Origin of the sequence: Glaciimonas sp. Gout2 (assembly GCF_035018905.1) — a bacterium.
Classification (GTDB): Bacteria; Pseudomonadota; Gammaproteobacteria; order Burkholderiales; family Burkholderiaceae_D; genus Glaciimonas.
The window spans coordinates 77,813-102,010 of record NZ_JASJXA010000013.1 but is presented as its reverse complement, the minus strand read 5'-3'; the positions used below and the strand labels follow the sequence as shown (position 1 = coordinate 102,010).

The 24,198-nt window shown below is 51.2% G+C and carries 22 protein-coding genes; 13 read left to right on the top strand and 9 right to left on the bottom strand.

Annotated features, from left to right (window positions below; translation table 11 throughout):
• The first annotated feature begins 11 nt into the window (after positions 1 to 11).
• Genes QN379_RS11520 through QN379_RS11505 form a run of 4 tightly spaced genes read left to right on the top strand, consistent with a single transcriptional unit; the run spans position 12 to position 3,751 of the window.
• Positions 12 to 635 (top strand): paraquat-inducible protein A, encoded by a 624-nt coding sequence (locus tag QN379_RS11520; RefSeq protein ID WP_322239476.1) that lies wholly within the window; start codon positions 12 to 14, stop codon positions 633 to 635.
• Positions 632 to 1,456: a paraquat-inducible protein A gene (locus QN379_RS11515; RefSeq protein ID WP_322239478.1), complete on the top strand. Its 825-nt coding sequence runs from the start codon at positions 632 to 634 to the stop codon at positions 1,454 to 1,456. Before QN379_RS11520 ends, QN379_RS11515 begins: the two co-directional genes overlap by 4 nt.
• The gene (locus tag QN379_RS11510) at positions 1,449 to 3,080 is read left to right on the top strand and encodes an intermembrane transport protein PqiB (protein ID WP_322239480.1); all 1,632 of its coding nucleotides are present in this window, start codon (positions 1,449 to 1,451) and stop codon (positions 3,078 to 3,080) included. Before QN379_RS11515 ends, QN379_RS11510 begins: the two co-directional genes overlap by 8 nt.
• Positions 3,077 to 3,751 carry a PqiC family protein gene (locus QN379_RS11505; protein ID WP_322239482.1) on the top strand — a complete coding sequence of 225 codons (675 nt, stop codon included), beginning with the start codon at positions 3,077 to 3,079 and terminating at the stop codon, positions 3,749 to 3,751. Before QN379_RS11510 ends, QN379_RS11505 begins: the two co-directional genes overlap by 4 nt.
• A gap of 139 nt (positions 3,752 to 3,890) precedes the next feature.
• Here QN379_RS11505 and ampC read toward each other — a convergent pair whose 3' ends face one another.
• The 3 genes from ampC to QN379_RS11490 form a co-directional block, all read right to left on the bottom strand.
• Positions 3,891 to 5,075, bottom strand: a complete 1,185-nt coding sequence (gene ampC, locus QN379_RS11500; protein WP_322239484.1) for a class C beta-lactamase — start codon at positions 5,073 to 5,075, stop codon at positions 3,891 to 3,893.
• 302 nt (positions 5,076 to 5,377) lie between these two features.
• On the bottom strand, positions 5,378 to 6,730 hold the full coding sequence (locus tag QN379_RS11495; RefSeq protein ID WP_322239486.1) for a TAXI family TRAP transporter solute-binding subunit: 1,353 nt from the start codon (positions 6,728 to 6,730) through the stop codon (positions 5,378 to 5,380).
• 4 nt (positions 6,731 to 6,734) lie between these two features.
• Complete coding sequence (locus tag QN379_RS11490; RefSeq protein WP_322239488.1) at positions 6,735 to 7,925, bottom strand: acyltransferase; 1,191 nt, start codon at positions 7,923 to 7,925, stop codon at positions 6,735 to 6,737.
• A gap of 222 nt (positions 7,926 to 8,147) precedes the next feature.
• Between QN379_RS11490 and QN379_RS11485 the strand changes: the two genes are divergently transcribed.
• Positions 8,148 to 8,372, top strand: a complete 225-nt coding sequence (locus tag QN379_RS11485; RefSeq protein ID WP_322239490.1) for a DUF3820 family protein — start codon at positions 8,148 to 8,150, stop codon at positions 8,370 to 8,372.
• A 101-nt stretch (positions 8,373 to 8,473) separates the two neighbouring features.
• Here the strand turns inward: QN379_RS11485 and QN379_RS11480 are convergent, their stop codons facing one another.
• The 5 genes from QN379_RS11480 to alkB form a co-directional block, all read right to left on the bottom strand.
• Entirely contained in the window at positions 8,474 to 8,968 is a 495-nt protein-coding gene (locus tag QN379_RS11480) for an acyl-CoA thioesterase (protein WP_416186838.1), read from the bottom strand.
• A gap of 123 nt (positions 8,969 to 9,091) precedes the next feature.
• The gene (locus QN379_RS11475) at positions 9,092 to 10,192 is read right to left on the bottom strand and encodes a lipocalin-like domain-containing protein (protein WP_416186839.1); all 1,101 of its coding nucleotides are present in this window, start codon (positions 10,190 to 10,192) and stop codon (positions 9,092 to 9,094) included.
• Complete coding sequence (locus tag QN379_RS11470) at positions 10,192 to 12,774, bottom strand: FtsX-like permease family protein (protein ID WP_322239492.1); 2,583 nt, start codon at positions 12,772 to 12,774, stop codon at positions 10,192 to 10,194. The genes QN379_RS11475 and QN379_RS11470 overlap by 1 nt, the downstream gene beginning before the upstream one ends.
• A gap of 19 nt (positions 12,775 to 12,793) precedes the next feature.
• Positions 12,794 to 13,474, bottom strand: a complete 681-nt coding sequence (locus QN379_RS11465) for an ABC transporter ATP-binding protein (RefSeq protein ID WP_322239493.1) — start codon at positions 13,472 to 13,474, stop codon at positions 12,794 to 12,796.
• Between the two features lie 228 nt (positions 13,475 to 13,702).
• Positions 13,703 to 14,362 carry a DNA oxidative demethylase AlkB gene (gene alkB / locus QN379_RS11460; RefSeq protein WP_322240721.1) on the bottom strand — a complete coding sequence of 220 codons (660 nt, stop codon included), beginning with the start codon at positions 14,360 to 14,362 and terminating at the stop codon, positions 13,703 to 13,705.
• A 492-nt stretch (positions 14,363 to 14,854) separates the two neighbouring features.
• On the opposite strand from alkB, the gene QN379_RS11455 reads away from it, so the two are divergent.
• The 8 genes from QN379_RS11455 (at position 14,855) to QN379_RS11420 (ending at position 23,325) form a co-directional block, all read left to right on the top strand.
• A complete protein-coding gene (locus tag QN379_RS11455) occupies positions 14,855 to 16,336 on the top strand; it encodes an ABC transporter substrate-binding protein (RefSeq protein WP_416186889.1) in 1,482 nt (493 codons plus the stop codon).
• A gap of 28 nt (positions 16,337 to 16,364) precedes the next feature.
• Complete coding sequence (locus QN379_RS11450; protein ID WP_322239497.1) at positions 16,365 to 17,303, top strand: ABC transporter permease; 939 nt, start codon at positions 16,365 to 16,367, stop codon at positions 17,301 to 17,303.
• A 9-nt stretch (positions 17,304 to 17,312) separates the two neighbouring features.
• Positions 17,313 to 18,239, top strand: coding sequence for an ABC transporter permease (locus tag QN379_RS11445; protein ID WP_322239499.1), 927 nt, complete (start codon positions 17,313 to 17,315; stop codon positions 18,237 to 18,239).
• Positions 18,240 to 18,252: 13 nt separating this feature from the next.
• On the top strand, positions 18,253 to 19,212 hold the full coding sequence (locus tag QN379_RS11440; RefSeq protein WP_322239501.1) for an ABC transporter ATP-binding protein: 960 nt from the start codon (positions 18,253 to 18,255) through the stop codon (positions 19,210 to 19,212).
• 81 nt (positions 19,213 to 19,293) lie between these two features.
• Positions 19,294 to 20,259, top strand: coding sequence for an oligopeptide/dipeptide ABC transporter ATP-binding protein (locus QN379_RS11435; RefSeq protein WP_322239503.1), 966 nt, complete (start codon positions 19,294 to 19,296; stop codon positions 20,257 to 20,259).
• A 48-nt stretch (positions 20,260 to 20,307) separates the two neighbouring features.
• The gene (locus tag QN379_RS11430) at positions 20,308 to 21,918 is read left to right on the top strand and encodes a gamma-glutamyltransferase family protein (RefSeq protein ID WP_322239505.1); all 1,611 of its coding nucleotides are present in this window, start codon (positions 20,308 to 20,310) and stop codon (positions 21,916 to 21,918) included.
• A 277-nt stretch (positions 21,919 to 22,195) separates the two neighbouring features.
• Positions 22,196 to 22,405, top strand: coding sequence for a hypothetical protein (locus QN379_RS11425; RefSeq protein WP_322239507.1), 210 nt, complete (start codon positions 22,196 to 22,198; stop codon positions 22,403 to 22,405).
• A 92-nt stretch (positions 22,406 to 22,497) separates the two neighbouring features.
• Positions 22,498 to 23,325, top strand: coding sequence for a GntR family transcriptional regulator (locus QN379_RS11420; RefSeq protein WP_322239509.1), 828 nt, complete (start codon positions 22,498 to 22,500; stop codon positions 23,323 to 23,325).
• A gap of 42 nt (positions 23,326 to 23,367) precedes the next feature.
• Here the strand turns inward: QN379_RS11420 and QN379_RS11415 are convergent, their stop codons facing one another.
• Positions 23,368 to 24,189: a M55 family metallopeptidase gene (locus QN379_RS11415; RefSeq protein ID WP_322239511.1), complete on the bottom strand. Its 822-nt coding sequence runs from the start codon at positions 24,187 to 24,189 to the stop codon at positions 23,368 to 23,370.
• Positions 24,190 to 24,198 lie beyond the last annotated feature (9 nt).

Sequence of the window (24,198 nt, the reverse complement as noted above, 5' to 3'; positions counted from 1 at the left end):
CCAGACCCAACATGCGCGAACTCCCAGACCTGATCGCTTGCGAAGGATGTGATGCTGTTTATCATAAGCGGACTCTGCACAACCGTGAGATCGCGGTTTGCTTGCGCTGTGGTACAGAACTGGCGCGCGATTCATCGCACACGCGAGCACGTATATTGCCGCTGGCTGTCGCTGGCCTGATCGTGTTCATCATTGCAAATGCCTTTCCGATTGTTGAAATTGAACTACAGGGACTGACCAATCAAACGACATTGTTTGGTGCCGTGCTGGCCTTAAGCGCGGAAGGCATGTCGCTGGTCGCTTTTTTAGTATTGGCAACCACTATCCTCTCGCCTCTTCTACAGTTGGTCATACTCATCTATTTGCTAGTTCCACGTTCAGAGGCGCTACAACCTCCCGTATTTCGCTGGTTGCTGCACACGATGCAAACGCTGCGCCCTTGGGGCATGATCGAAGTATTTTTACTTGGCGTGCTGGTAGCTATTGTTAAGCTGTCAAATATGGCCACCGTCCTACCGGGCATCGCGTTATGGGCTTTCGCCGTATTGACAATATTACTGGCAGCAATTATTTCATTTGATCCGCGCTACCTATGGCAAACAACGTCGCAATATGAAGACGGAGAAACGCCGTGAGTACGCCAATGTCATACCCAGCTGCGTCTGATGCCAGAGCCGAGATTAATGGCGGCGTTATAGACTTCCAGGATGAGGAAGAAGTTAGCAAAATCGCACTTCCAACTGCGGTCAGCCTTGGTTTGATTTCCTGCCATCATTGCGGCACAGTATGGAAAGAAGTAAAAGAACACGAACGCTGTGGCCGCTGTAAAGCCACGCTGCATACGCGTAAGTCAGATAGCATCAACTGCACCTGGGCGCTGCTTATCGCCGCTTGCATCATGTATATTCCAGCCAATCTGATGCCGGTCATGATCACCCGAACGCTTCTCAGCGTTCAGCATGACACGATCTTGAGCGGTGTCATTTATTTTTGGATATCAGGAGATTGGGAACTTGCCGGCATTATTTTTATCGCTAGTTTTTTAGTGCCGTTATTTAAACTAAGTGCCATGATATTGCTGACCATCACGGCGCAACGACAAAGCAGATGGCGTCGTTTCCAGCGCGCAAAGCTATATCGTATTGTGGAACTGATTGGGCGCTGGTCAATGCTGGACGTTTTTGTCGTATCGCTACTCGCGGGACTGGTGCAGATTAGTGGCTTCGCCAGAATTACCGCCGGCGTTGGCGTAGCGGCATTTGGCTCGGTAGTGATCTTGACCATGCTCGCCTCACTGACCTTTGACCCACGACTTATATGGGACCAAGGGGACCAAGGGGACCAAAATCCCGAAGAACCGCATCAGGATCGGACGCAAGACCAAGCTTCGGAAGTCACTGACATGGCAGACGCCACAGACAGACAAGAGAATAAACGGAAAGAACGCAATGACTGAAGAAAAAGAAAATCCTTCGCTACCCGACCTGCCGACGCCGCGGATGAAACGCCAGCGTAACTGGTTGCCGTCTCTTGTATGGTTGATTCCGATTGTTGCCGCCTTAGTCGGTCTGACGCTGGTGGCAAAAATAATCGTCGAACGAGGTCCGGTTATTACCGTCACGTTTATTACCGCAGAAGGTCTGGAGGCGGGTAAAACCAAAGTGAAATACAAAGATGTGGATATTGGGACGGTTGAAAAAATTACGCTTAGTAAAGACCACTCTCATATTATCGCGACAATACAATTACTTAAAGAGGCCAAAAGCTTTACTGCGATGGATGCCCGCTTTTGGGTGGTACGCCCGCGCGTTGCCGCATCCGGCATATCCGGCCTTGGCACCCTACTCTCTGGTGCCTATATCGGTGCCGATGCGGGTAACTCCACAGAGACCAAAGACGAATTTACCGGACTTGAAGTCCAACCCATCGTTACCCGTGACTCTACCGGCTTACGCTATCTGTTACATGCCAGCGATATTGGATCGCTGGATATTGGCTCGCCAATTTATTATCGCCGCATTAAAGTCGGCCAGGTCGCCGCTTACGATCTGGACAACGATGGCAAAGGTGTCACTTTACGTATTTTCATCAACGCTCCTTACCAGAAGTTTGTTGGCGCAAATACGCGGTTTTGGCATGCCAGCGGATTCGATATGCAAATTAGTTCCAGTGGGTTTAAACTTCGCACCGAATCGTTGGCAACGGTTGTTTTGGGCGGGATCGCCATGCAATCGCCCGACGATAATATTGGAACGCTGGCGAAAGAAAATACCGCATTTGGATTGGCAGAAGATCAAAGCGCCGCAATGAAACCAGCCGACGGCCCGCCTCAGACAGTCTTACTTTACTTTAACCAGTCGCTACGAGGACTATCGCCAGGTGCCACGGTTGACTTCCGAGGCGTCGAACTAGGTGAAGTCAAATCGATCGGAGTCGAATATGACACCAAAAAACGTGAGTTTCTGATGCCGGTACTCATCCAGATCTATCCTGAACGATTAGGACGCCGGATGATAGAAGACGAACGGGAATCCCCTTATACCCAGCAGCAACGGTTGCAATATATGATCAGTCGCGGACTGCGGGCGCAACTGCGGACTGGCAATTTGCTTACCGGTCAGATTTACGTCGCACTCGACTTTTTCCCCAAAGCACCGGCGGTAAAATTTGATGTCACAAAAGCACCATTAGAATTGCCAACCATTCCAAACAGCCTGGACGAAATCCAATCTCAAATCGCTGATATCGCGCGCAAATTGAGCAAAGTACCATTCGACCAAATTGGCACCGATCTCCAGAAAACGTTGGGAACACTCAATCGCACTCTGACCAATACGGAGAAATTAACCAACACATTGAACACCGATATTGCACCAGACGTTTCCGCAGCAATGAAAGATCTGCGCAAAACTTTGTCCGCTGCACAGCAAACGTTATCGTCGGACGCACCTCTACAGCAAGATATTCGTCAAACCTTGCAAGAACTATCGCGCTCGGCGGCTTCATTGCGGGTGTTAACCGACTATCTGGAACGCCATCCCGAATCTTTGATCCGCGGCAAGCAAGAGGACAAAAAATGACATTCCCCCTATTTCGTGCGTATCAACCCGCGCATCGCCTTGGTCTTAAGCACGCCCATAAATCTGCGTTTTATGGCCTCGCTGCCATCGCCGCAGTCACGATATTAGCCGGATGCTCGGTGACGCCAACACGGTTCTACACGCTCGCAACGCCATCCGCGGTTCGTGCATCCAAGCCCGTTGTGGCACAACAAAGCATCTACATTGAAGTGCCTGCGGTTGGCGTGCCAGAACGTCTGGCGCGACCGCAACTCGTGGTGCGTGCGCAAAATACCCGGGTCGATATTCTGGAGCAGGATCGCTGGTCATCGCCATTCAATTACGAACTCAGGGATGCGCTGGCAAGCGGACTGGCAGACCGACTGAGTGCGGTCGACGTCACCCGTGGCGGTCGTCCATCTGGCGCACCTGGCTATCGGATTGCGATTGACTTGCGTGAATTCGATGCAGCACCGGGGGATAAGGTTCACGCGTTATTCGGTTGGACCATCACACGCTCTGACGATGGCCGCAGCACTTCGTGTCAGTTAGCGGTTGCGGAACCAGTGAATGGCGGAATCGACGGGTTGGTTGCGGGTGTCCAGCGTGCGATAGCGGAAACCGTGGAGGCTATCGCGGTAGACGTGGGCACATTGGCAGCGGGTAATCCCAGCCGGTGCAAAAGTCTTTAATGAGATTGTTTTAGCCTGACCTTGCAAAAAAACTTATTACTAAAAAAACACGCAATGGAACGTCAGCAACTCCTTGCGTGCTTTTCAGTGGAGACGTGATGTTTCGCTAACTTAGCCGGTACTAGAGAGGGATTAGCGACTATTTTTTTGATCCGCTCTGACGATTCAATTGATCTAATATTTGATAAGCAGCGGTCACTCTTTGATCCACCGGATAGGACTTGTTTGCCAGGATCACAATCCCTATTTTCTTTGTCGGAATAAAAGCAGCATAAGATGAAAAACCATTAGTAGAACCCGTTTTGTTAATCAGCACATCTTTTTTTGGCTGCAACGGCGGATGCAAGGCCGTTGCTATAGATCCATCATAGACGAAGGACGCGGCGTTTCCAGCTAGTAATTTTTTCAGTTCCACCGGATAAGCATACTGTTCCCAGATCAAATCCTGCGTAAACTCGCCCGTCGTGAAATATCCTGTATGCGTAGCGGTCACTGCTCGCTGCAATGTGGCATCAAGGTGGATCACCGCCATATTGGCTTCAATAAATCGAATCAAGTCGGCAGAATCAGTTTTCACTCCATAAGCTTCTGACGCCAGAACGCCGGGATTCACTCTGACCGGCACATCCTTTGTTGTGTAGCCTTGCGCATAATCCTTTTGCTGATCTGCTGGCACATTGATATAACTGTGCGTCATCCCCAACGCAGGAAATAAATTCTTTTCAAGCGCATCTTCAAAAGACACGTTCATACTCTTGGCGGCAATTACGCCGAGCATGCCAATACTGACATTCGAGTATTTTCTGTAAGTGCCCGCGGCGTGCGTCGGCTTCCAGAGCTTCAAATAATCCATCAACTGGTCGGTATTATTAATACTGTCCGGCACTTGCAGCGGAAGGCCACCGCCAGTATGTGTGCCGAGATTAAGAAGACTGACGTTATCGAAACTGCTGCCTCGCAATGAAGGCAAATACTTGCTTGCACTATCCGTTAGCAAAAGACTGCCATTAATTTGCGCATAAGAAGCCAGTGTTGCCGTAAAGGTTTTGCTAAGCGACCCGATTTCAAAAAGAGTTTTGTTGGTAATGCGTTGCTGCGTCTCCTTTGAAGCCAAGCCATAGTTATAGAAATAACTCTCTCCATTAATCGTGACGGCAATCGCCATGCCCGGGATACTATATTTTTGGATGAGCGGCGCGACAGCATTGTCCACGACATCTTTTATGGTGGCTTGTTCGGCATTACCTGCAGCAAAACTGCTGTTTGCCAAAAAAAATGATAGAAAATATAAAATTTTTATCCTGCTTATTGCACTTCCACGCATAGGTTAAACACCCTTCAATTTCAAATAAAAAGATTTATTAAAAACGTCTCGCTGACATAACTCTGACGCAAAAGTGATCCTTTATCAAGATCGGAAATTCACCACTTTGCACAGCAAATCGGCAATATCCTCGCTTGCTCAACTTGCTCAACTCGCTAGCATGGATGAAGTTCAGATCAATCTAGTCAGTAATGAAATCCGCGCATAACCGGATTATTGACCAAGCCATTCATGAACCGGCGAATCATATTGATGACATTTTATTGCCGCGTCAGGGATGATTGGAAAGGCGCAGTTGGACTTTAATGATTATTGGCCAGTCTGGACCGGACGAAGCCTATATGTTCCCGGAGCACATAAAATTGATCGGCAAAAGCTAGTGGCATTTTCATCCGATTAACAGATTCTTCAATATGATCGAGCCGTTGCAGCATATCGGCACGCTCTTCCGGAGTCTGCGCGGTTGCCCCACGCTCGAGCGCTATCAACGAACCGTACCAGCGATAAATCCGTGATTTTATGCGCCAGCCATAGAGCAAAGGAACCAGACGAAATGCGGGGATCAGAAGCAATATCAACGGCAGCAATATCACCACAGTGCGATCAACAAGGCTAGCCAGCCAGTATGGCAATGTACGATAAAAAAATCCTTTACCTGACTTGTAATACCGCGTTGCATCGTCGCTGATCCGAAATTCGTGCGCCAGCGGAGCGGGAAACTCATTAGCGCGTTGCAATATGTTCGCACCGCTATGCACTTCCTTGAGGGCGTCAATGAGCAAGTCAGATAAGGCCGGATGCAAATCATCCCGTGCAATCAACTCAGCAGTCGGTGCTATGAGTTGAATATCGCGGTTAGGAATATTTTTTCCAAAATCGAATACCCCCTTAGGAATTTTCAACTCATTCAGATAAGCAAAGCGCCGCGCATAAGCACTCGCCTGGGCAAAATCCAGCAGGCGAATACCGGGCGCTCGCAGTAACCTACCCATAGTTGGCGGCGCAGCGGAGTCACCCATCAAGAATGCTGCATCGATCGTATCATCCGTCAGTGCCTTGGCCGCTTCATCCCCGCCCATATCCAACAGTGCAGTGTTGCCGCCCGGGACAATACCATTTGCCTTCAAAAGAGTGAGAGCGAGCACTCGCGATCCACTTCCTTGCAGACCGATTGCCACGCGCTTGCCTTTTAATTCGGATAGCCGATCAATGGATTTTTTGCCTCGATAAAATACCGACACCGGAACGTACGCAATACTTCCCAGCGACATCAAACGATCTGTCGACATATCTGCCGCCACGCCGCCTTGCACAAGTCCGATGTCGACGCCAGTGGTTGGATCGTTCAGTTTTCGGAGATTATCCAGTGATCCTTCAGACGTGACGATGATGAGCTTGACGCCGTTTCGGGCTAATATCTTGCGATATTTTTCCGCATCGTTCCAGAAATTACTATGCTCCGGTCCGGTCGAAATAGTGAGTGTTTTGGGCGGTGCCGGATCGATCAACCAGATCGCCAGCCAGATCCCGATGATCCCAAGCAAAACAATCGGACCGAAACTGATCGCAAGATCGCGCCACGAGATCGCGACAAAGCGCGTCTTGATGTTTTTAACAGATTGCTTATATTCAGATGCAGTGTTTGGAATCGCCATGAACCTATTTTAACGTTGAAAGCGTCGGTTGCAAAAATTGCGGTGCATTACTATCAACCAGCGGACGTCGCAGTGTGCCCCATGAAAGGCGGCCAAGCGGACACTGCACCCAACGATAAAACGCAGCACCAGCCAAAATACTTGCCATCCACGCCACCAGCATACCGATCGCTTGCAATAGCGGCCTTGTCGCAACAAAGCGGGTAAAAATCGCGTTCACAACCAAACAAACCGGAAAATGCACCAAAAATATACCATAGGAAATATTCCCACACCCGCGAAAACGCGACCACCATTGTTTTCCGACAATAATATTGGACTGACTGCTAAGCCGACTAATCCAAATTAAAGCACACGCAATGACCAAAGCAACCGCAATGCGGCTACGAAAATCGATGAGTAGCGCGCCGGTTGCTGGCAACAATATCGCCGTAAGCAGAAGCGCAACCGACAGTGGCCGACGCGCCGGATCGCGTGCCCACCAGGCAATGACGCCTAAACCGTAGCTTCCAAAAAAATATACTGCCCAGGAATCCCATCGCGCATCCCGATTAAAGTATAGAAGTGATAAACAAACGCCGCCGATGATCATCGCGGGCACAAGCCATGGCACGCTGCGCCGCGCAGCCAGCTTGCCCGCCGACCACAGCATCAGCGTTAACAAAGCATACAACTGAAAGTCAATCGCAACATACCAGGCACCGGCCGATATCGACTCATACCCTAATACGGTATGGAGTAACAGAACGTGCGCAGCCATTTGCGCGAACGTGGGCATTGCAGAGATAGAGGAATGCGTCATCCACACACCAGCCAAAATCGACGCGCCGACTGCCAATCCTGTCGCGACCATAAAAGGCGGCACTAAACGAATATAACGCCGCCATACCGTGTGTAACGGGTCGATGAAGCCCGGCGCACCTTTTGGGGAGAGCGATTTCGCAGCTAAAAACCCACTGGTCACAAGAAAAACCTGTACCGCGATCCGCGCGTAAGATTCCAGCCAACCGATAAAAGTGGGCGCGAAAGGTCTGACGTAGTCCGACATAGGGCCATAAAATGCCAAATGGTGCAGCACGATCAACTGTGCGGCGATGATCTTTAAGAAATCAATAAAGCCGCTTTGGAAGCCGTGGCTATTACTGTTTTTTAGATCGGAATTCGATGGCCCGGGCAAAGGCGGAAGATCGCGCATTTTTACTTGTTTTTATAACGACTGGGCGCTCATGATACTGTTTACGTTGTGCCTGTCTAGTAAATTAATTTTTACACCCGATATTTTCTGAATGACAATTCTTACTCATGAACAAGAATGGTAGGACGGGAGCAACATAACCATTAATATTCACCGCAAAATAAGTTGCACATTATGTTATACCTAGCCGGTTTGACCACGCACTAAGCCCCGACATTTAAGATGAACCCCGACCATTTACCCCTTTTAGTGAGCCGCGAAATGCCCTTCGGCAAATATAAAGGTCGCTTGATTGCCGATTTGCCAGGCCATTATTTGGGCTGGTTTGCGCGGGAAGGTTTTCCATCCGGGGAACTGGGAGGGCTATTAGCGCTGATGTATGAGCTTGATCACAATGCACTAAGGCATCTGCTTGACCCGTTGCGGACCACAGCCAGACAAAAATAACGCTCTCTCGGCCGCTATCGTTAACAACAGGCAATCATCAACGCGCCATGCCGCTGCGGCAGATTAACCCATGACGCGTAAAGAATCACGCCAATCCTGGTTTAACGTTTGGTTTCGATTTTTTTGCGGAATTCTCTGCGAACTATTGCATTTTGAAAACGTTGTATTTGCTCATCGGTGACAGGAACCAGCGGTGCTACGGGGATAGGCTTACGATGCTCATCGACTGCAACCATTGTAAAATAGCAACTATTTGCATGGCGAATCAAGCGTTTCTGGATATTTTCGGTGACAACTTTGATTCCGATTTCCATGGATGTGGTGCCCGTGTAGTTGACCGACGCCAAAAAAGTGACCAATTCACCCACATGAATCGGTTCGCGGAAAACGACCTGATCGACCGATAGCGTCACCACATAAGTAGCAGAATAACGGCTAGCGCAAGCGTAAGCCACGCTGTCGAGATACTTTAGTACAGTGCCACCGTGCACATTACCCGAAAAATTTGCCATGTCAGGCGTCATCAACACGGTCATCGTGAGTTCGTGCGAAGGAGAAGCGATCATTGTGAGTTCCGGGGAGGGAGAAGCATTCATAAAACCGTACCTTTAATAATATTGCGAATTCTATTGATATTGTTTAACACGCATACGAAGTTACTTTTTTTCATATTATGCCGCAGATAGCATGCCAAACATCGCAAAGCCACTGCACCGCGCTCAAAATTTCAACGGTTTCACATAACCGGTCAATTCAAAATAGCCGCGCCCAACCGGCTTGCCTGCCCTGCTGACCGTCACAGCGCCCTCCCAATAGACCGATCCGGTCGACTGTCGTGAATCCAGTTCCTGATCGTCTTGCAAGGGATTCAGCGCCCATTCAACCGTTCCTGTACGCAACACGGATTGCACCGGATAACTGGCATCCGTGCGTGGCGAGCGCCAATTGCGCTGCGGTAAAAACTGCACCTGATCCTGGTTAAACTGCGTCGTTTCTCCATTCGCCTCACGCAACACCGCATGCGCCCACACTTTGGCACCGTTGCGACTACGAATTTGAAATGCCATCAACGCCACGCCATCGTCCAGATTAGCACCCAGCCAATCCCAGCCAGAGGCATCGGCCGCCAACACGCTGGTCGACCACTCATGATCAAGCCAGGCCGTTCCCGTCACCACTTCCTCACGACCAGCGCGTCCAATCGTGCCACTCACACGTAATTGTGGTTCGCTATAGTAATAACTGGCCTGTGCCGGCAAAGGCCCCTTGCGAGAATAACCGTTCTCTCCTTGTAATAAAGGAGCTTGTGTTGGCGTCAAAGCAAACTTCAGGGTGAAATCCCGCGCCTCAACGGTGACTTGATACCTACCATCAACGCCGCGCACTAGCCGCCAATTATCCAGCGCCACATCAGTATTACCTTCTTTTGCATACGCAAGACCAAAACCGGCGCGGGCGCTCTTTTGATCATGTAACAACTTACCCAGACTAGGATCGGATAACGCGGCGTGCGCGATGATTAATTGGGTTGGCGCAAAAGCACTGGGGTTAGCATGATCGTTATCCGTGGCGGACCGAAAAAAAGTGATCTGAAATCCCAATGGCTTACCGTCCGGTTTGGTCAGCCAACCAGTGGCGTACCACCATTCCGTGCGAAAATCCGGATGCGCACCAGTATCGCGGGGCAGCGAGACTGCATGATCTGGTGTTACCTGAGAAAACTGCGGCGGCGCGGCATCTGCCATACGCATTGATGTCGCTACCGATACGGAAAACATCATGAACAAAACAGCTAACCAACGTTTGCAGACCGTGTGCATTACCAATCTTCCTTTACAGCGCGTACCGCATCAATAGCCACCGCCCGCAGTCCTGATACGACCGCCGTGATCGTGGCAGAAATCAGTAGCAACAGCGCGACCGAACCGAGACTAAGCCACGGCATATGTAGTTGCATGGTCCAATGAAACGACTGCGGGTTAACGATAAAAACAAGGATCAGACTGATTGTCCATCCCAGCAAGAAACCGACCGCAATCCCCGCAGCGGTTAGTAGACCACCTTCCACCGCCAAGACGCCCAAAATCTGCCGCCGCGTCACACCGACATGACGCAACATGCCAAATTCCTGCGTGCGAGCCAAGGTCTGCGCCGAGAAGGTCGCTGCCACGCCAAACAGACCAATTACAATCGCAACGATCTCCAACAAATACGTCACGGCAAAGCTGCGATCAAAAATTTTAAGACTAATGTCGCGAATGTCACCCGGCGTAGAAAACTCCAGCAACTTGCCAAATGACAACTTGCGCATTGCCGCTACCACCGTAGAGAGTTGAGCGCCGTGCTGCAGAGTAATCGCTGAATCCGTCGCATCATTATCCCCGCTCAGTCGACGATAATCGTTCAGTTGCAACTCAACAGTCCCGGTTTGCCGCGCATAGTCGCGCAAAATACCTGCAACCACAAAATGTTGTGCGTGCGCGCCAATCGGTAGTTGAACCCGCTGACCCAACTTGTATCCATAACTATCTCGCATCGCCTCAGATACCCAGATCGGTAACGCATCAGATGAAATTGCTGATGGAAGAATATTTTTACCGATTAATGGCAGACTTTGCGCTGGATCTGATACATCAATTTCACGCGCGACTAATGTCACAGGCGGACGCGCCGAATCGAGTGTCAAGGTGGAAGTGTGCGAAAACCTGGCGCGCTCAACACCTGGAATGGCCGCCAGCAAAATCTGCTCACCACGTCGCATTGATCCGGTATCGCCATTAGTTGCCGAGCGCACGTATAAATCGGCCGACAGCAATCCTGTCAGCCAGTCGTCAACCGACACCCGAAAACTCGACACCATGATCGCCATCGCTACAATTAAACTAAAGCTTGAGAGCACACCGCCCAACGCGATCGAAGCCTGACCCGGCACATTGGCAAGACGCGCCACCGCTAAAGTCCAGATGACACTACTATGGCCACTCACTTTTTGGACGACAGGAAACACCAGCGCCGATAATCGCGGCGTCAGCGCAATGCCGCCGATCAACAACAATGCCACAGCGATGTAACCGAAGATCGGCAGATCAAACAACGGCGGCATCTGCGTCAACAGCCCACCAACCATCAGGCACAGCAACGCAGGCCACGCCGTCGCAAGACGCCCTAACGCAGTTTCTTCGCTACCCGATTTTAGTGCCGCGGCAGGCCTCGCTCGGGATGCTTCGAGCGCTGGCACCAGACTGCCAAGTAGTGCAATACCAGTGCCAAGCAGCAAAAAAATACCCGCTGCGGGTGCATCGACCTGCACGCGTGGTTCTACGCCACGGAAAAAACCGCCACCCAAATCACCACCGAAAAAATGTAATGCCGCTGCCGCCATCACGTATCCCAACAGCAATCCTAAAAGCGATCCCAATCCTCCTAGCAAACCGCCTTCCAGCAAAACCTGACGCAGCAACTGACCACGTTCCAAACCCATCACACGCAATAATGCAAACTGCGCACGGCGTCGAATCACCGATAACGCCTGTGTCGAAAATACCAAAAATGCGCCGGTGAACAGCGCCACCAATGCCAGCACATTCAGGTTAACCCGATAAGCACGCGACATATTATTCGTGCGATCTTCCTGATCCTGATTTTCCTGAACCTGCAACCGGCCTTGCATCTGCGTCTGAAGCGCACGTCGAAATACCTCCCGATTGACACCGGGTGACAATCTCAGATCGACGCCCGACAATTGTCCTAAACGGTCAAACCGCCATTGTGCCGCGCCGATATCCATCACCGCAATGCGCTGCCCTTCCCTTGCTCGCACCAAACCGCCAGCGACGCGCAAATTAACTGTTCCGGTGCCATTGCGCAACGCAAGTTGATCGCCCGGCCGCACATTGAGCCATTCCTGTGCTGCTGTAGAGAGAAATATCGCATCGTCAGAAAGCGTATCAAATGGATGCGTCGGGTCCGGCACGCCGATTAAGTCAGGTGCAATAAGAGCGGCTCGAAAGACATCAATTCCCAAGACTTTCAATGCACTGCGCTGTCCCGGTACAGTGACATCGAGTTCCAATATAGGACTTGCCAGCGCCACCCCTTTTTCACGTGCAATGACTGGATACAAGCCCTCGTTGAAGAGCGGCTGCACGCCACGAATCTGGAGATCGGATGCACCAGAGAGACTCCTCGCCGCGGCCGAAAACTCGTTAAATGCCGCGCCATTGATTAAGTCGACGGCATAACCCAACGAGACCCCGAGCGCGATAGCAATGATCGCCACCAGCGAGCGCACCGGATGCGCGCGCCATTCAGCACGCAAGAGCCAGCGCGATAATAGACGGGTCGGACTGAAGCCAGACCGGAATCGGTCAATGGCGGGCGGTTTCTCAATCACTTGACTCATTGCCCGATTTTCGAAGAGGTCATGCCGCGACTCGCAAAGGATGCAAACCACTTGCAGTCAACTCAAGAATACGATCCGCGGTGGCGGCCGCTGCCATCGAATGCGTCACCATGATCGCCGATGCACCGTTAGCTTTGATTTCGTTGCGTAGTAAAGTCAACACATCATGCGCAGTTTCTGGATCGAGATTACCGGTTGGTTCATCGGCCAGAATAAGTTTAGGGCGATGCACTAGCGCACGGGCGATCGCAACACGCTGCATTTCTCCGCCAGACAATTGGCGTGGAAAGTCGTTACCTCGTCCCGCCAGACCAACCGCTGCCAGCATCTCAGTGGCACGTTCAAACCCCACCCCATTCAACAACAGCGGCAACGCCACGTTTTGTTGCAGGGTCAAATGCGGAAGGACATGAAAAGCCTGAAAAATGAAGCCGAGTTTTTTTCGCCGTAAGCGTGTAGCCGCATCGTCATTCAGACTAGACATAGCGACACCATCAATCAATACCGCTCCTGAATCCGAGACATCAAGCCCGGCGATCAAATTTAACAGGGTCGATTTACCGACGCCGGAATCACCCATCACAGCGACGTATTCTCCGGGCTGAAGCACAAAGTCGAGATGCGCCAGAACGGTGCGTCCATGACCATAAGATTTTTGCAAACCGCGACATTCCAGCGCGGGAACCGTGGCTTTATTCATAGTTACGCATAGACAGTGTTAATTCTATTGGCATGACATCTAACAAAGATTGAATTGTGTGGAAAATAGAAATAGGAAAATGTAAGCGCGCATTAGATAAACTTATGCAATCACTATGAGTGTAGCGGATTCGGCGCAAAGTCACCGGCCGCCGAATTTAAGCGATTAAGACTAATCACTATCACCCAAATAGTACGCACCAATTCACCATTTCAGGGACCTGTTCGGTTATTTGCTTACTTTTCGAAACGTCAGATTGATACGAAACGCACCCGTCAATGGATGCACCCCGTCTTTGATCGGCAACACGCCGTGAAAATACAGTCTGGCCGGACCGCCCCACACCACCACATCCCCGTGCGTCAACTGCACGCGCAGTGGTTTGTCCTCACGTCGCAGCCCGCCAAATTGAAAATTTGCCGGAAGACCCAATGAAACCGAAACGATAGGCGCGCCCAGATCGGGCTCGTCCTTGTCCTGATGCAACGACATCTTTGCACCCACCGCATAGCGGTTAATAAGGCAGGCGTCCGGTACAAAACTCGGATATCCGGCAGCAGTCGCCGCCTCTATCCCCAATCTGAGTAACGCGTCTGGAAGCGGTGGCCATGGCAATCCTGTCTGTGGATCTGTAGTGTTGTAGCGGTAACCAGTTCGATCTGCCAGCCAGCCAAATCCCCCGCAACTCGTCATCGCTGCCGACATCTGAAAGCCACCCGGCGTCACCATGTGACGAAACGGTGCTTGTCCCACAACATCAGTGAGCGCCGCAAAAATCACGGTTTCATAGGTCAAAGCAAAGTGTCGAAGCACCACAGCACCGGGGCAAATTGTTTCTTTCCAGACACGGCTTTGCTCTGCATGGTCGAATAAATTCAGCGTCATGATCAATCCACTTGTTTTCGTTACAAATAGCACCAAGGCACGATAGAAAGATGCGAATCGACCAAAAGGAGCATTTTCAATCTTACCAATAATGATAAAAGAATTTTACCTCCGCTTTATACTTAGCTCTCGTGCATGACATCAGAACTCATTTAAAAATATTTTCTTTTTTGTGACGGGTATTTCCCAAGCACACAATTAATAATATTATAAAAGCCCTCAATTTAGCGCCACTACGGTGCTAAATCAGTCCCAAGATGGTGCCTTGTGCACGCATTAAATGCAACCGCGCACCAAGCTGAATCCGCAGTTAACATTCACCTATCACCAATCAAGTCTTTTAGATTATTGCATGTCCACGACCATGTATACATCAACGACGACATCAACTAATATACCAACGGACACACCCATTCACGCAGGCAACTTACCGTTTGCATCAACATCGATTATCACAATTAAGGGTCGACAATGGCGAAGCGTTTGGCATCACTAATGGTTTATGGGGTCTATGGCGTCTCTGGTTTGTTGGCTGGCATCGGCGGTTCTGCCAATGCGATGACCATCAATATTTCTCTGGATAACGATCCCGGCAAACTTGATCCGACCCGCTCATCGATGATCGCCGAGCGCATGGTGTATCAAAGCATCTTCGACAAATTGCTCGATCTGGACGAGACTGGCAAGATCATTCCCATGCTGGCCCAGCGCTGGACCATTTCGGATGACAAAAAAACCTATACGCTCTTTCTGCACAAGGGCGTCAAATTCCAGGATGGCACACCGTTTAATGCCAAAGCGGTGGAATTTAATCTGCGCCGCGGACAGGAAAATAACTCCCTTCGCAAAAATGATCTCAAATACATTAAGCAGATCACAGTCGTGGATGACGCGACGGTGAAGCTTGAACTGAGCGAGCCGTTTGCACCGTTTTTATCGATCCTCACTGATCGTGCGGGCATGATGTCATCACCCGAAGCCGTGAAAAAATTTGGCGACGACTACGTCAATAATCCGGTCGGTACGGGTCCCTTTATTTACAAGGGCCGTCTGAAAGGCGCCACACTAACGCTGGATAAAAATCCCAATTACTGGCAACCCGGCTTGCCTAAAGCGGATCAGGTGGTCTACAAGATCATGTCCGACGTCAACGTCGCATTCAATAATTTGCGCAGCGGTCAGGTGGATATCACCAATCGTTTTCCGTACAAAGAACTCAGCAACAGCAATCCCGGTGCCAAATATACGGTCATCAACAAACCTTCACTCGGCTTCCGTGGTTTCTATTTTAATACTTCCAAATCGCCATTCGATAAAAAAGAAGTACGCGAAGCGATTGATATCCTGATCGACCGCGTTGCTATTGCCAAGGTGGTCTATAACGGCGCTGTATCTCCCGGCCATTCACCCTTCAGCAAATCCCAATTCGCTAACGGACCTTTGGATCTTCCCCCAAAAGTCGATCTGGCAAAAGCCAAGGCGTTGTTAAAGGCCGCTGGCAAAGAAGCTGGATTCTCGTTTCGCTTGACCTTGCCGACCACGCCGGAAGAGTTACAAGTCGGTCAGATGATACAAGGCATGCTGCGCCCTGCCGGCATCAGCGTCACGCTAGAAAAAGCCGACTTGGCGACCCAAATTGAATCTGGCAAAGCGGGTACTTATGAAGCGCTGATGGTTGGCTGGAGCGGCCGCCCCGATCCCGATCAGAATATCTATGATTTTGCGGTCACCAACGGTTCGCTGAATTATTCCAAATACGGCACCAAAGAAGTCGATACGCTGTTGCAGCAAGCGCGGATCGAAAGTGATGACGCAAAACGGAAAGTTTTCTATGATCAGGCGATGCAGATTCTGGTCAGCGATGTGCCGTATGTTTATCTGAATCATGACAACGTCCTGTTCGGTATTGCGAAGGCCGTCAAAGGATTCAAATTCGTGCCCGATGGCGTGATCAGAACTGTGACGCTTTCCAAATAGACCTCACCGATACAAGTTACCCAAACCCATGCCTAAGATTTTGAAACGGATTTTGCTGGTTTTGCCGACGTTGTTGCTGGTAAGTATCGTGATTTTTTCGTTGCTTGCCATTTTGCCTGGTGACCCCGTAACCGCCATCCTAGGACAAGAAGCCACGCCCGAAGCAGCACTTGCATTGCGGGCGCAACTGGGGCTGGACAATCCTATCTATGTGCAATACGGGCATTGGCTTTGGGCAGTTTTACACGGTGATTTAGGACGCTCCTTTGTTGACCATACTCCGGTAGTCGATAGTCTGATGCAACGACTTCCCGTGACCATCGAGTTGGCACTGGGAAGTTTTCTGGTGGCCGTTCTGATTGCCGTACCGGCCGGGATCATGGCGGCTGCCCGTCCTCGCGGTGTTGCCAATTATGTCAGCACATTTATCGCATTGTTTGGCATGTCCGTACCGCATTTTTGGCTCGGCATGATGTTCATCGTATTGTTTGCGGTCAAGTTAGGATGGCTTCCCGCATCTGGTTACGTCCCTTTTATGGAGGACTGGCGCGGCAATCTTCTCGCCATGCTGATGCCGGTAGTGGCAACGGGATTGCGCGAATCGGCGATCCTTATGCGGATGGTGCGCAGCAGTCTGCTGGAAGTATTAAACGAAGATTACATCCGCACTGCATTCTCAAAAGGTTTAAAAGACTGGCAAGTCGTCATCGGTCATGCTTTGCGTAACGCGATGATCCCTGTGGTGACCGCGAGCGGCTTGATGGTCTCTGGCTTGCTCGGCGGTTTAGTCATTACTGAGAGCATCTTTGGGATTCCCGGAATGGGAAAAATGATCGTCGATGCCATCTTCCAGCGCGATTATGTGACAGTACAAGCCGGTGTCATGGCGGCGGCCTTGATGGTCATCATCGTCAATCTTGCGGTAGATCTGCTTTACAGCATGATCGATCCGCGTATCGCTAAATAGAGGATACGCATGAATCAATTGCATCAACCTCTTGCCCAAACCGGGCAAACCGGACAGACCCAACCAGCAAGTCCGGTCAATGCACTCCCGCAAGTAGTGCGCTTTGCCGCCTTGCGCCGCTTCGCAGCTAACCGTCTGGCTGTGGTCGGCGCGGTAATTATCATGCTGCTGATTTTGATCGCCATATTTGCACCGTTGATGGCGACGCATGACCCCATTTTTGATCAGGACTACGGCAACATTTTGTCGTCCCCTAGCAGCGCGCACTGGATGGGAACCGACGACTTAGGGCGCGATATTTTTTCACGCATGGTGTTCGGAGCGCGAATCTCGTTGCAAGCGGCGCTGATTGCTGTCGGACTGGCTTTTTTTATCGGCGTACCAATCGGTATTGCAAGCGGTTATTTCCGCGGATTTTTGGATGAATGGATCGTGATGCGGGTGGTAGATGCTTTGCAAGCTTTCCCTTCATTAATTCTCGCGCTAGCCCTTGCCGCAGCGTTGGGCGGTGGTTTTTATAACGCGATGGTCGCCATTGGGATTGGTTTTATTCCGGCCTTCATCCGACTCGCCCGCGGGCAAGCAATGTCTATCCGCAATCTGGATTACGTCATGGCGGCGCGCTCGGTCGGTGCCACCGATCTACGTATTATGCGACGCTACGTTTTGCCTAATGCAATGGCGCCGTTGGTCATTCAAGCGACATTTGCGATGGGCTCGGCGATCATTGCCGAGGCTGGATTATCGTATCTGGGCATAGGCGCAAGACCGGAAGACCCAAGTTGGGGCTCGATGCTGCATATCGCGCAGGGTTACCTGAATACCAATCCGACATTGGCATTGTGGCCCGGCATAGCGATTTTTACCGTCGTGCTCGGATTCAATCTTCTCGGCGATGGCATTCGTGAAGTCTTTGATCCCAAATTAAGTCGCTAAAGAAAGCTGATCCATGCTGGAAGTCAACAATCTCAAGGTCGAATTTAAAAGCCATGGCAAATCCGTCGCTCCGGTAGATGGCGTATCGTTCACCGTCGGCGACAACGAAACCGTCGGTTTACTTGGCGAATCCGGCTGCGGAAAAAGTGTCACTGCCCTTTCCGTATTGCGGCTATTTCCCATGGCGAGTAAGCCGATATTAAGTGGTGACGTGCGCTACGGTGGACGCGATTTGTTGGCGGCCAATGATGCAACGATGCGCAGCATTCGCGGCAAAGAGATCGCGATGATCTTTCAAGAGCCGATGACCTCACTCAATCCGCTCCATCGTATAGGTACGCAGCTTGGTGAAATGCTCCGCATGCATACCACGCTTGACCGTCAGCAGGTTGATGCGCAGGTCATCGCCATGCTACAACGCGTCGGCTTGTCGCGCGCAACACAGTTAATTGACGATTATCCCCATAGTCTCTCGGGCGGTATGCGCCAACGTGTCATGATTGCCATGGCCCTTTTATGCAAGCCAGGACTATTGATTTGCGACGAACCGACTACGGCGCTGGACGTGACCATTCAAGCGCAAATCCTGGACCTGATGCGCGACCTTAAGCGGGAACAGGGAACGTCCATTTTAATGATTACGCATGATCTCGGCGTAGTGGCGGAAATGTGCGAACGGGTCGTGGTTATGTATGCCGGACAAGTGGTAGAACAAAGCACAGTGCGCGACCTGTTCGACGCGCCTGCCCACCCTTACACGCAAGCTTTAATGCGCGCACGCCCGGCGCTGGATAGCATTCCCGGCCAGCCGCTCATGGCAATCCCGGGATCGGTGCCACTGCCGGGATCAGTCGCAACGGGTTGTCGCTTCGCGGCACGTTGCCCCAAAGCAGACGACCGCTGCCGTGCGTTAATGCCAGCGCTACAACCAGTCAAATCCAATCACTTGGCGCGATGCTGGTATCCGGGCTGATCCCATCAAATCCTTGCCGAATTTGAAGCCGACTTTAAAGGCGAATTTAATGCCGAATTTAACGACTATGCCGACACTCACATGACTTCACCAACGTTACCGCTACTGCAAGTCTCTGGACTCAAAAAACATTTTCCATCAGGAACCCGCGGTTTGCCGCCGGTGAAGGCGGTCGATGACGTTTCGTTTGAGATCGCCGAAGGCAAGACGCTTGGATTGGTTGGGGAATCCGGTTGCGGCAAATCGACAACCGGACGCAGTGTATTGCGCCTGATTGAACCAACTGGCGGCGCGGTTCATTTTATGGGTCAGAATCTTGGTGGATTATCAGCGTCTAAATTGCGTGCCATGCGCCGCAATATGCAAATGGTGTTTCAAGACCCGTTTGCCTCGCTCAATCCACGCATGACAATCGGCGAAGTGCTGGAAGAGCCATTGATCGTGCATCAACTGTTTGACCGAGCAACCCGTAAACGTAAAGTCGCAAAAATACTGGACGTGGTAGGACTCAGCCAATCCTATGCTGGCCGTCACCCGCATGAGTTCTCGGGCGGACAGCGGCAGCGCGTAGGGATTGCCCGCGCCATCATCACGCGTCCCAAACTGGTGGTCGCTGACGAGGCGGTATCGGCATTGGATGTCTCCATTCAAGCCCAAATTCTCAACTTGCTGTTAGATTTGCAAAAAGAATTGGGACTCACCTATTTATTTATCTCCCACGATCTAGCCGTGATTCGCCACGTCAGCGATACCATCGGCGTCATGTATCTGGGGCGCATGGTTGAGTATGGAAATTGCGAGTCCGTTTATAAAGCACCGAAGCATCCCTATACGCAAGCGCTACTATCCGCGATTCCACGTGAACATCCCGATCAGATTCGCCAGCGCATCGTATTACAGGGCAGCATTCCCAGCCCGACCGCGCCACCGACCGGTTGCCATTTTCATCCCAGATGCGCATCTTGCATGGACATCTGCAAAACGCAGGCCCCGCCGCCAGTTCAAACCGCTCCCGGCGAATATGTGACTTGTCACCTTTATTCTTAGCCACCTTATTGTTAATATCCTTTATAGCTAACCGCCTAGAAAGAATGTATGCCATCCTTCAACACTAATCACTATCCCTACGCTTCCCGCCGAAGTGCAGTCTTCGCCAATCGCGGCATGGTGGCAACATCGCAACCCTTGGCTGCGCAAGCTGGTTTACAGGTTTTGCAAGCTGGTGGAAATGCCATTGATGCAGCCATCGCTGCGGCCGCCGCGCTGAGCGTGGTCGAGCCAACCGCTAACGGTATCGGAGGCGACGCCTTCGCCCTGATCTGGCACAAAGACAAGTTGCACGGGCTCAACGCCAGCGGCGCGGCGCCGCAGGCCATTTCGCTCGAAGCCCTTAAAGCCGCGGGACATACCAGCATGCCAAAATACGGCGCATTGCCGGTGACTGTGCCGGGGACACCGGGCGCGTGGGCCACCATGGCAGAACGTTTTGGCAAGTTGCCGTTGACCCAGTCGATGGCTGGTGCGATCACTCTGGCGCAAGAAGGATTCCCCGTTTCGCCGATGATCGCCGTAGCTTGGGAAGCGGCGCATAAAGGCTTCACCATCAACCTGAAAGAAGCACACTTCAAGCCATGGTTCGACACCTTCGCCCCGCAAGTCCGTGCGCCCCGTGCTGGTGAAATCTGGCGTTCCGCAGACCACGCCCAAACGCTACGCACTATCGCTGAAGATAACGCCGAAAGTTTCTATCGCGGTGCCTTGGCAGAAAAAATCGCCGCCTGTGTACGTGGTGCTGGCGGCTATCTGGATGTCGCCGATCTGGCCGCTTACAAACCGGAATGGGTCGATCCGATCAGTGCCAATTATCGTGGCTATGACGTATGGGAAATTCCGCCAAATGGTCATGGCTTGGTGGCGTTGCTGGCACTGAATATATTGAAGGGATTTGATTTCAGCGAGCGTGATGCGTTGCTGACCTATCATCGTCAGATCGAAGCGATCAAGTTGGCTTACGCTGACGGTCTGACACATATTGCTGATTCTGGTCACATGCGGGTGTCGGTTAAAGATTTGCTGTCCGATGGTTATGCCGACGAGCGTCGCAAACTGATCGGGCAACGCGCTAACTTGCCTGTGGCTGGTGAACCGCCGCGTGGGGGAACCGTTTATCTCAGCACCGCTGATAACGAGGGCAATATGGTGTCGTTCATTCAGAGTAATTACATGGGCTTCGGTTCTGGATTGGTCGTGCCGGGCACTGGCATCGCGCTGCATAATCGTGGTAACAACTTTACTTTGGACGCTTCTCATCCTAATTGCCTGGGGCCTGGCAAGCGGCCTTATCACACTATTATTCCTGGCTTTCTGACCAAGGATGGGCATGCGGTTGGGCCGTTTGGTGTGATGGGAGGCTTTATGCAGCCGCAAGGACATGTGCAGATGGTGATGAATACGGTGGATTTTGGCTTGAATCCGCAGTCTTCACTTGATGCACCGCGTTGGGAATGGGAGACTGGTAACAAAGTTAGTATTGAGCATACTACTGTTGAACCGTTGTTTCGTGGTTTGAGTGGGTTAGGTCATGATGTTGCCTGGTCTGGTAATCAGCTTGGATTTGGTCGTGGGCAGATTATTTGGCGCGATGAGTTTGGTGTGCTTTGTGGTGGTACGGAGCCGCGTTCGGATGGGTGTGTGGCGGCTTGGTGACGTTGGTTTTTTTGACGTTTGAATGTTGATTTAAATTTTCTTTTAAGTAGTGTCGATTTGGTTAGGTTAGGTTAGGTGGTTGTTTAGGTTAGTTGGTTGTTGAGACGGTTGATGCTCCGTGGATGCTTGTCGGGGGTAGCCCGACAGCTAGTTACTTTTTCTTGCTTCGCCAAGAAAAAGTAACCAAAAAGAAGGCGACCGCAACGACGCCGCCCTGCGGGTTCCCAAGTATTTCAGCCGCCAGTCGGGTTGAAAGACCAACTCGCTACGCTCAAACATGTCTTCCAACAATTCCCGACTGACAGCTGAAATACTTGGCAGCGTCCATGACGGAGTACGTCAAGGTCAACTTCAAGAACAACCGCAACGTCAAAGGTGGCTGCGCCTGCAAGGTCAAAGGCAACGTCAACTGTGGCTGCGCCTGCAAGGTCAAACGCAACTGCAACTGCAACTGCAACTGTGGCTGCGCCTGCAACGGCCTTTATAGTTGATGTGATTTAGTTTTGTACTAACCTCATCTACAAGCTTTATATGAATACGCACTTTAGACTGATTTTCGATAACGACAAATAAATCATCATGAAGAAAATCTCAATCACCCGCGTTTTATCCGAGTTACCTGACTCGTCTGAATCGGTTCCAGCCATTACTGGTGGTGAGCCTGTTAAATCAGTTTCACTGCCTGAATATGTCTATGCAAAGTTACGCGAAGATATTTTTGAGATGCGGCTGTTGCCGGGTGATCAAATCACGGAAACTGATATCGCAGCTCATTTCAAGGTATCCCGTACACCCGTGCGTGAGGCTTTGCAACGTTTACAGGGTGACGGTCTTGTGCAAGGCTATGTGCGTGGCGGTTGGGAAGTTGTGCCGATCAATTTAAAACGTTTCGAAGATTTATACGAATTTCGTAAACTGATCGAAGTACACGCGGTCGGCCGCCTTTGCGCTGGATTAGCCGGAGGATTAGCCGATGGTGGCGCGGTCAATGGTGCCTTGATCGATAACCTCAAAGCGATCTGGTGTGTGCCGGTGAGCGAACGCTTGACTGATGGCGGCCAGGTCGCTGCTATGGACGAGGTATTCCATCAAACCTTGGTGCGTGCGAGTGGAAATCTGGAAATGGCAAGTGCTTTTGACCGCCTGACTGATCGCATCCGTATCGTACGGCGTTTAGATTTTGTCTACGGTGATTGCGTACAATCAACCTACGATGAACATGCGGCGATTTTGGCGCAAATCAGCGCGTACGCGGGTGGGGAAGCTATTCGACTGATAACGGAACACATTGAAGGTAGCCATGCCGAAGTGAATCAAATTACGTTGCATAGCCTTCACAGCGCACGTGCCGCGGCGTCAACCGAGCGAGTGCGTTATGCGGCGGTAAAGGTATTGCGCAATGCTTGATCAGGTATTTAACACCATTATTCTGACACCGTCATTTCGCGCTTAGTTACGCAACATAAAAGACATCGCCGACAAGCTATTTAATATCCTGACAGCGTATTGCACAGAGGGTGCAGAGAAGCTCACATTAACACCATCAATCCTCTGCAATATCGGCAGTTGACAGAAACAATCTGCCAGCGCAGGACTCTGCGTTTGTAGCTTGCAGGTGATCTGTGGCTGTAGAACGAACGGAGCGGCGTCTTTAATCGTGTGCATTGCGGCTTCGGCGCCTTCGGCTAGCAACGTAACAGCACGTTGTGGCGATATCGAGATGCCGCTGGTATTTCCTTGCGCCATTTTTACGCTGATCAGATTGGCTTGTGGAAATAGCAGTTTGGCCTCATCAACGAAGATATCGTCACCGCTGCCAAAAATCACCGGGACGCCGAACTCTCCGGCCAGTGCGCCGTAGATTCCAGCCTCTCCTAACTCCAGATCATTGAGCCAGACTCGGGCGAAGGCGAAGCTGTTGATGGTGTGCGCGAGGATACCGCTACTTTGTGAGCGGCCGTGATAGCCGACCATCATCACCGCGTCAACGCCGGTCTCGACGCCGCTCATCATTCCTAGCAGGCGGGGTTTGCCGAGAATTGCGCTGGCGGAGGGGTGCAATAGATCCGGTAGGAGGTTACGAAAACCGCCGTGTGAGTCATTGACGAGGACTTCTGTTGCTCCTCCGGCGAATGCGCCCTCGATTACTGCGTTGGCTTCTAGTGTCATTAGGCGTCGTGCACGTTCGTACTCGGGATTACCGGCGCGGGTTTGTTCGGGATGGAATACGCTGGCAATGCCCTCTATGTCTACCGAGATAAGTATTTTCATTGTGGTCAT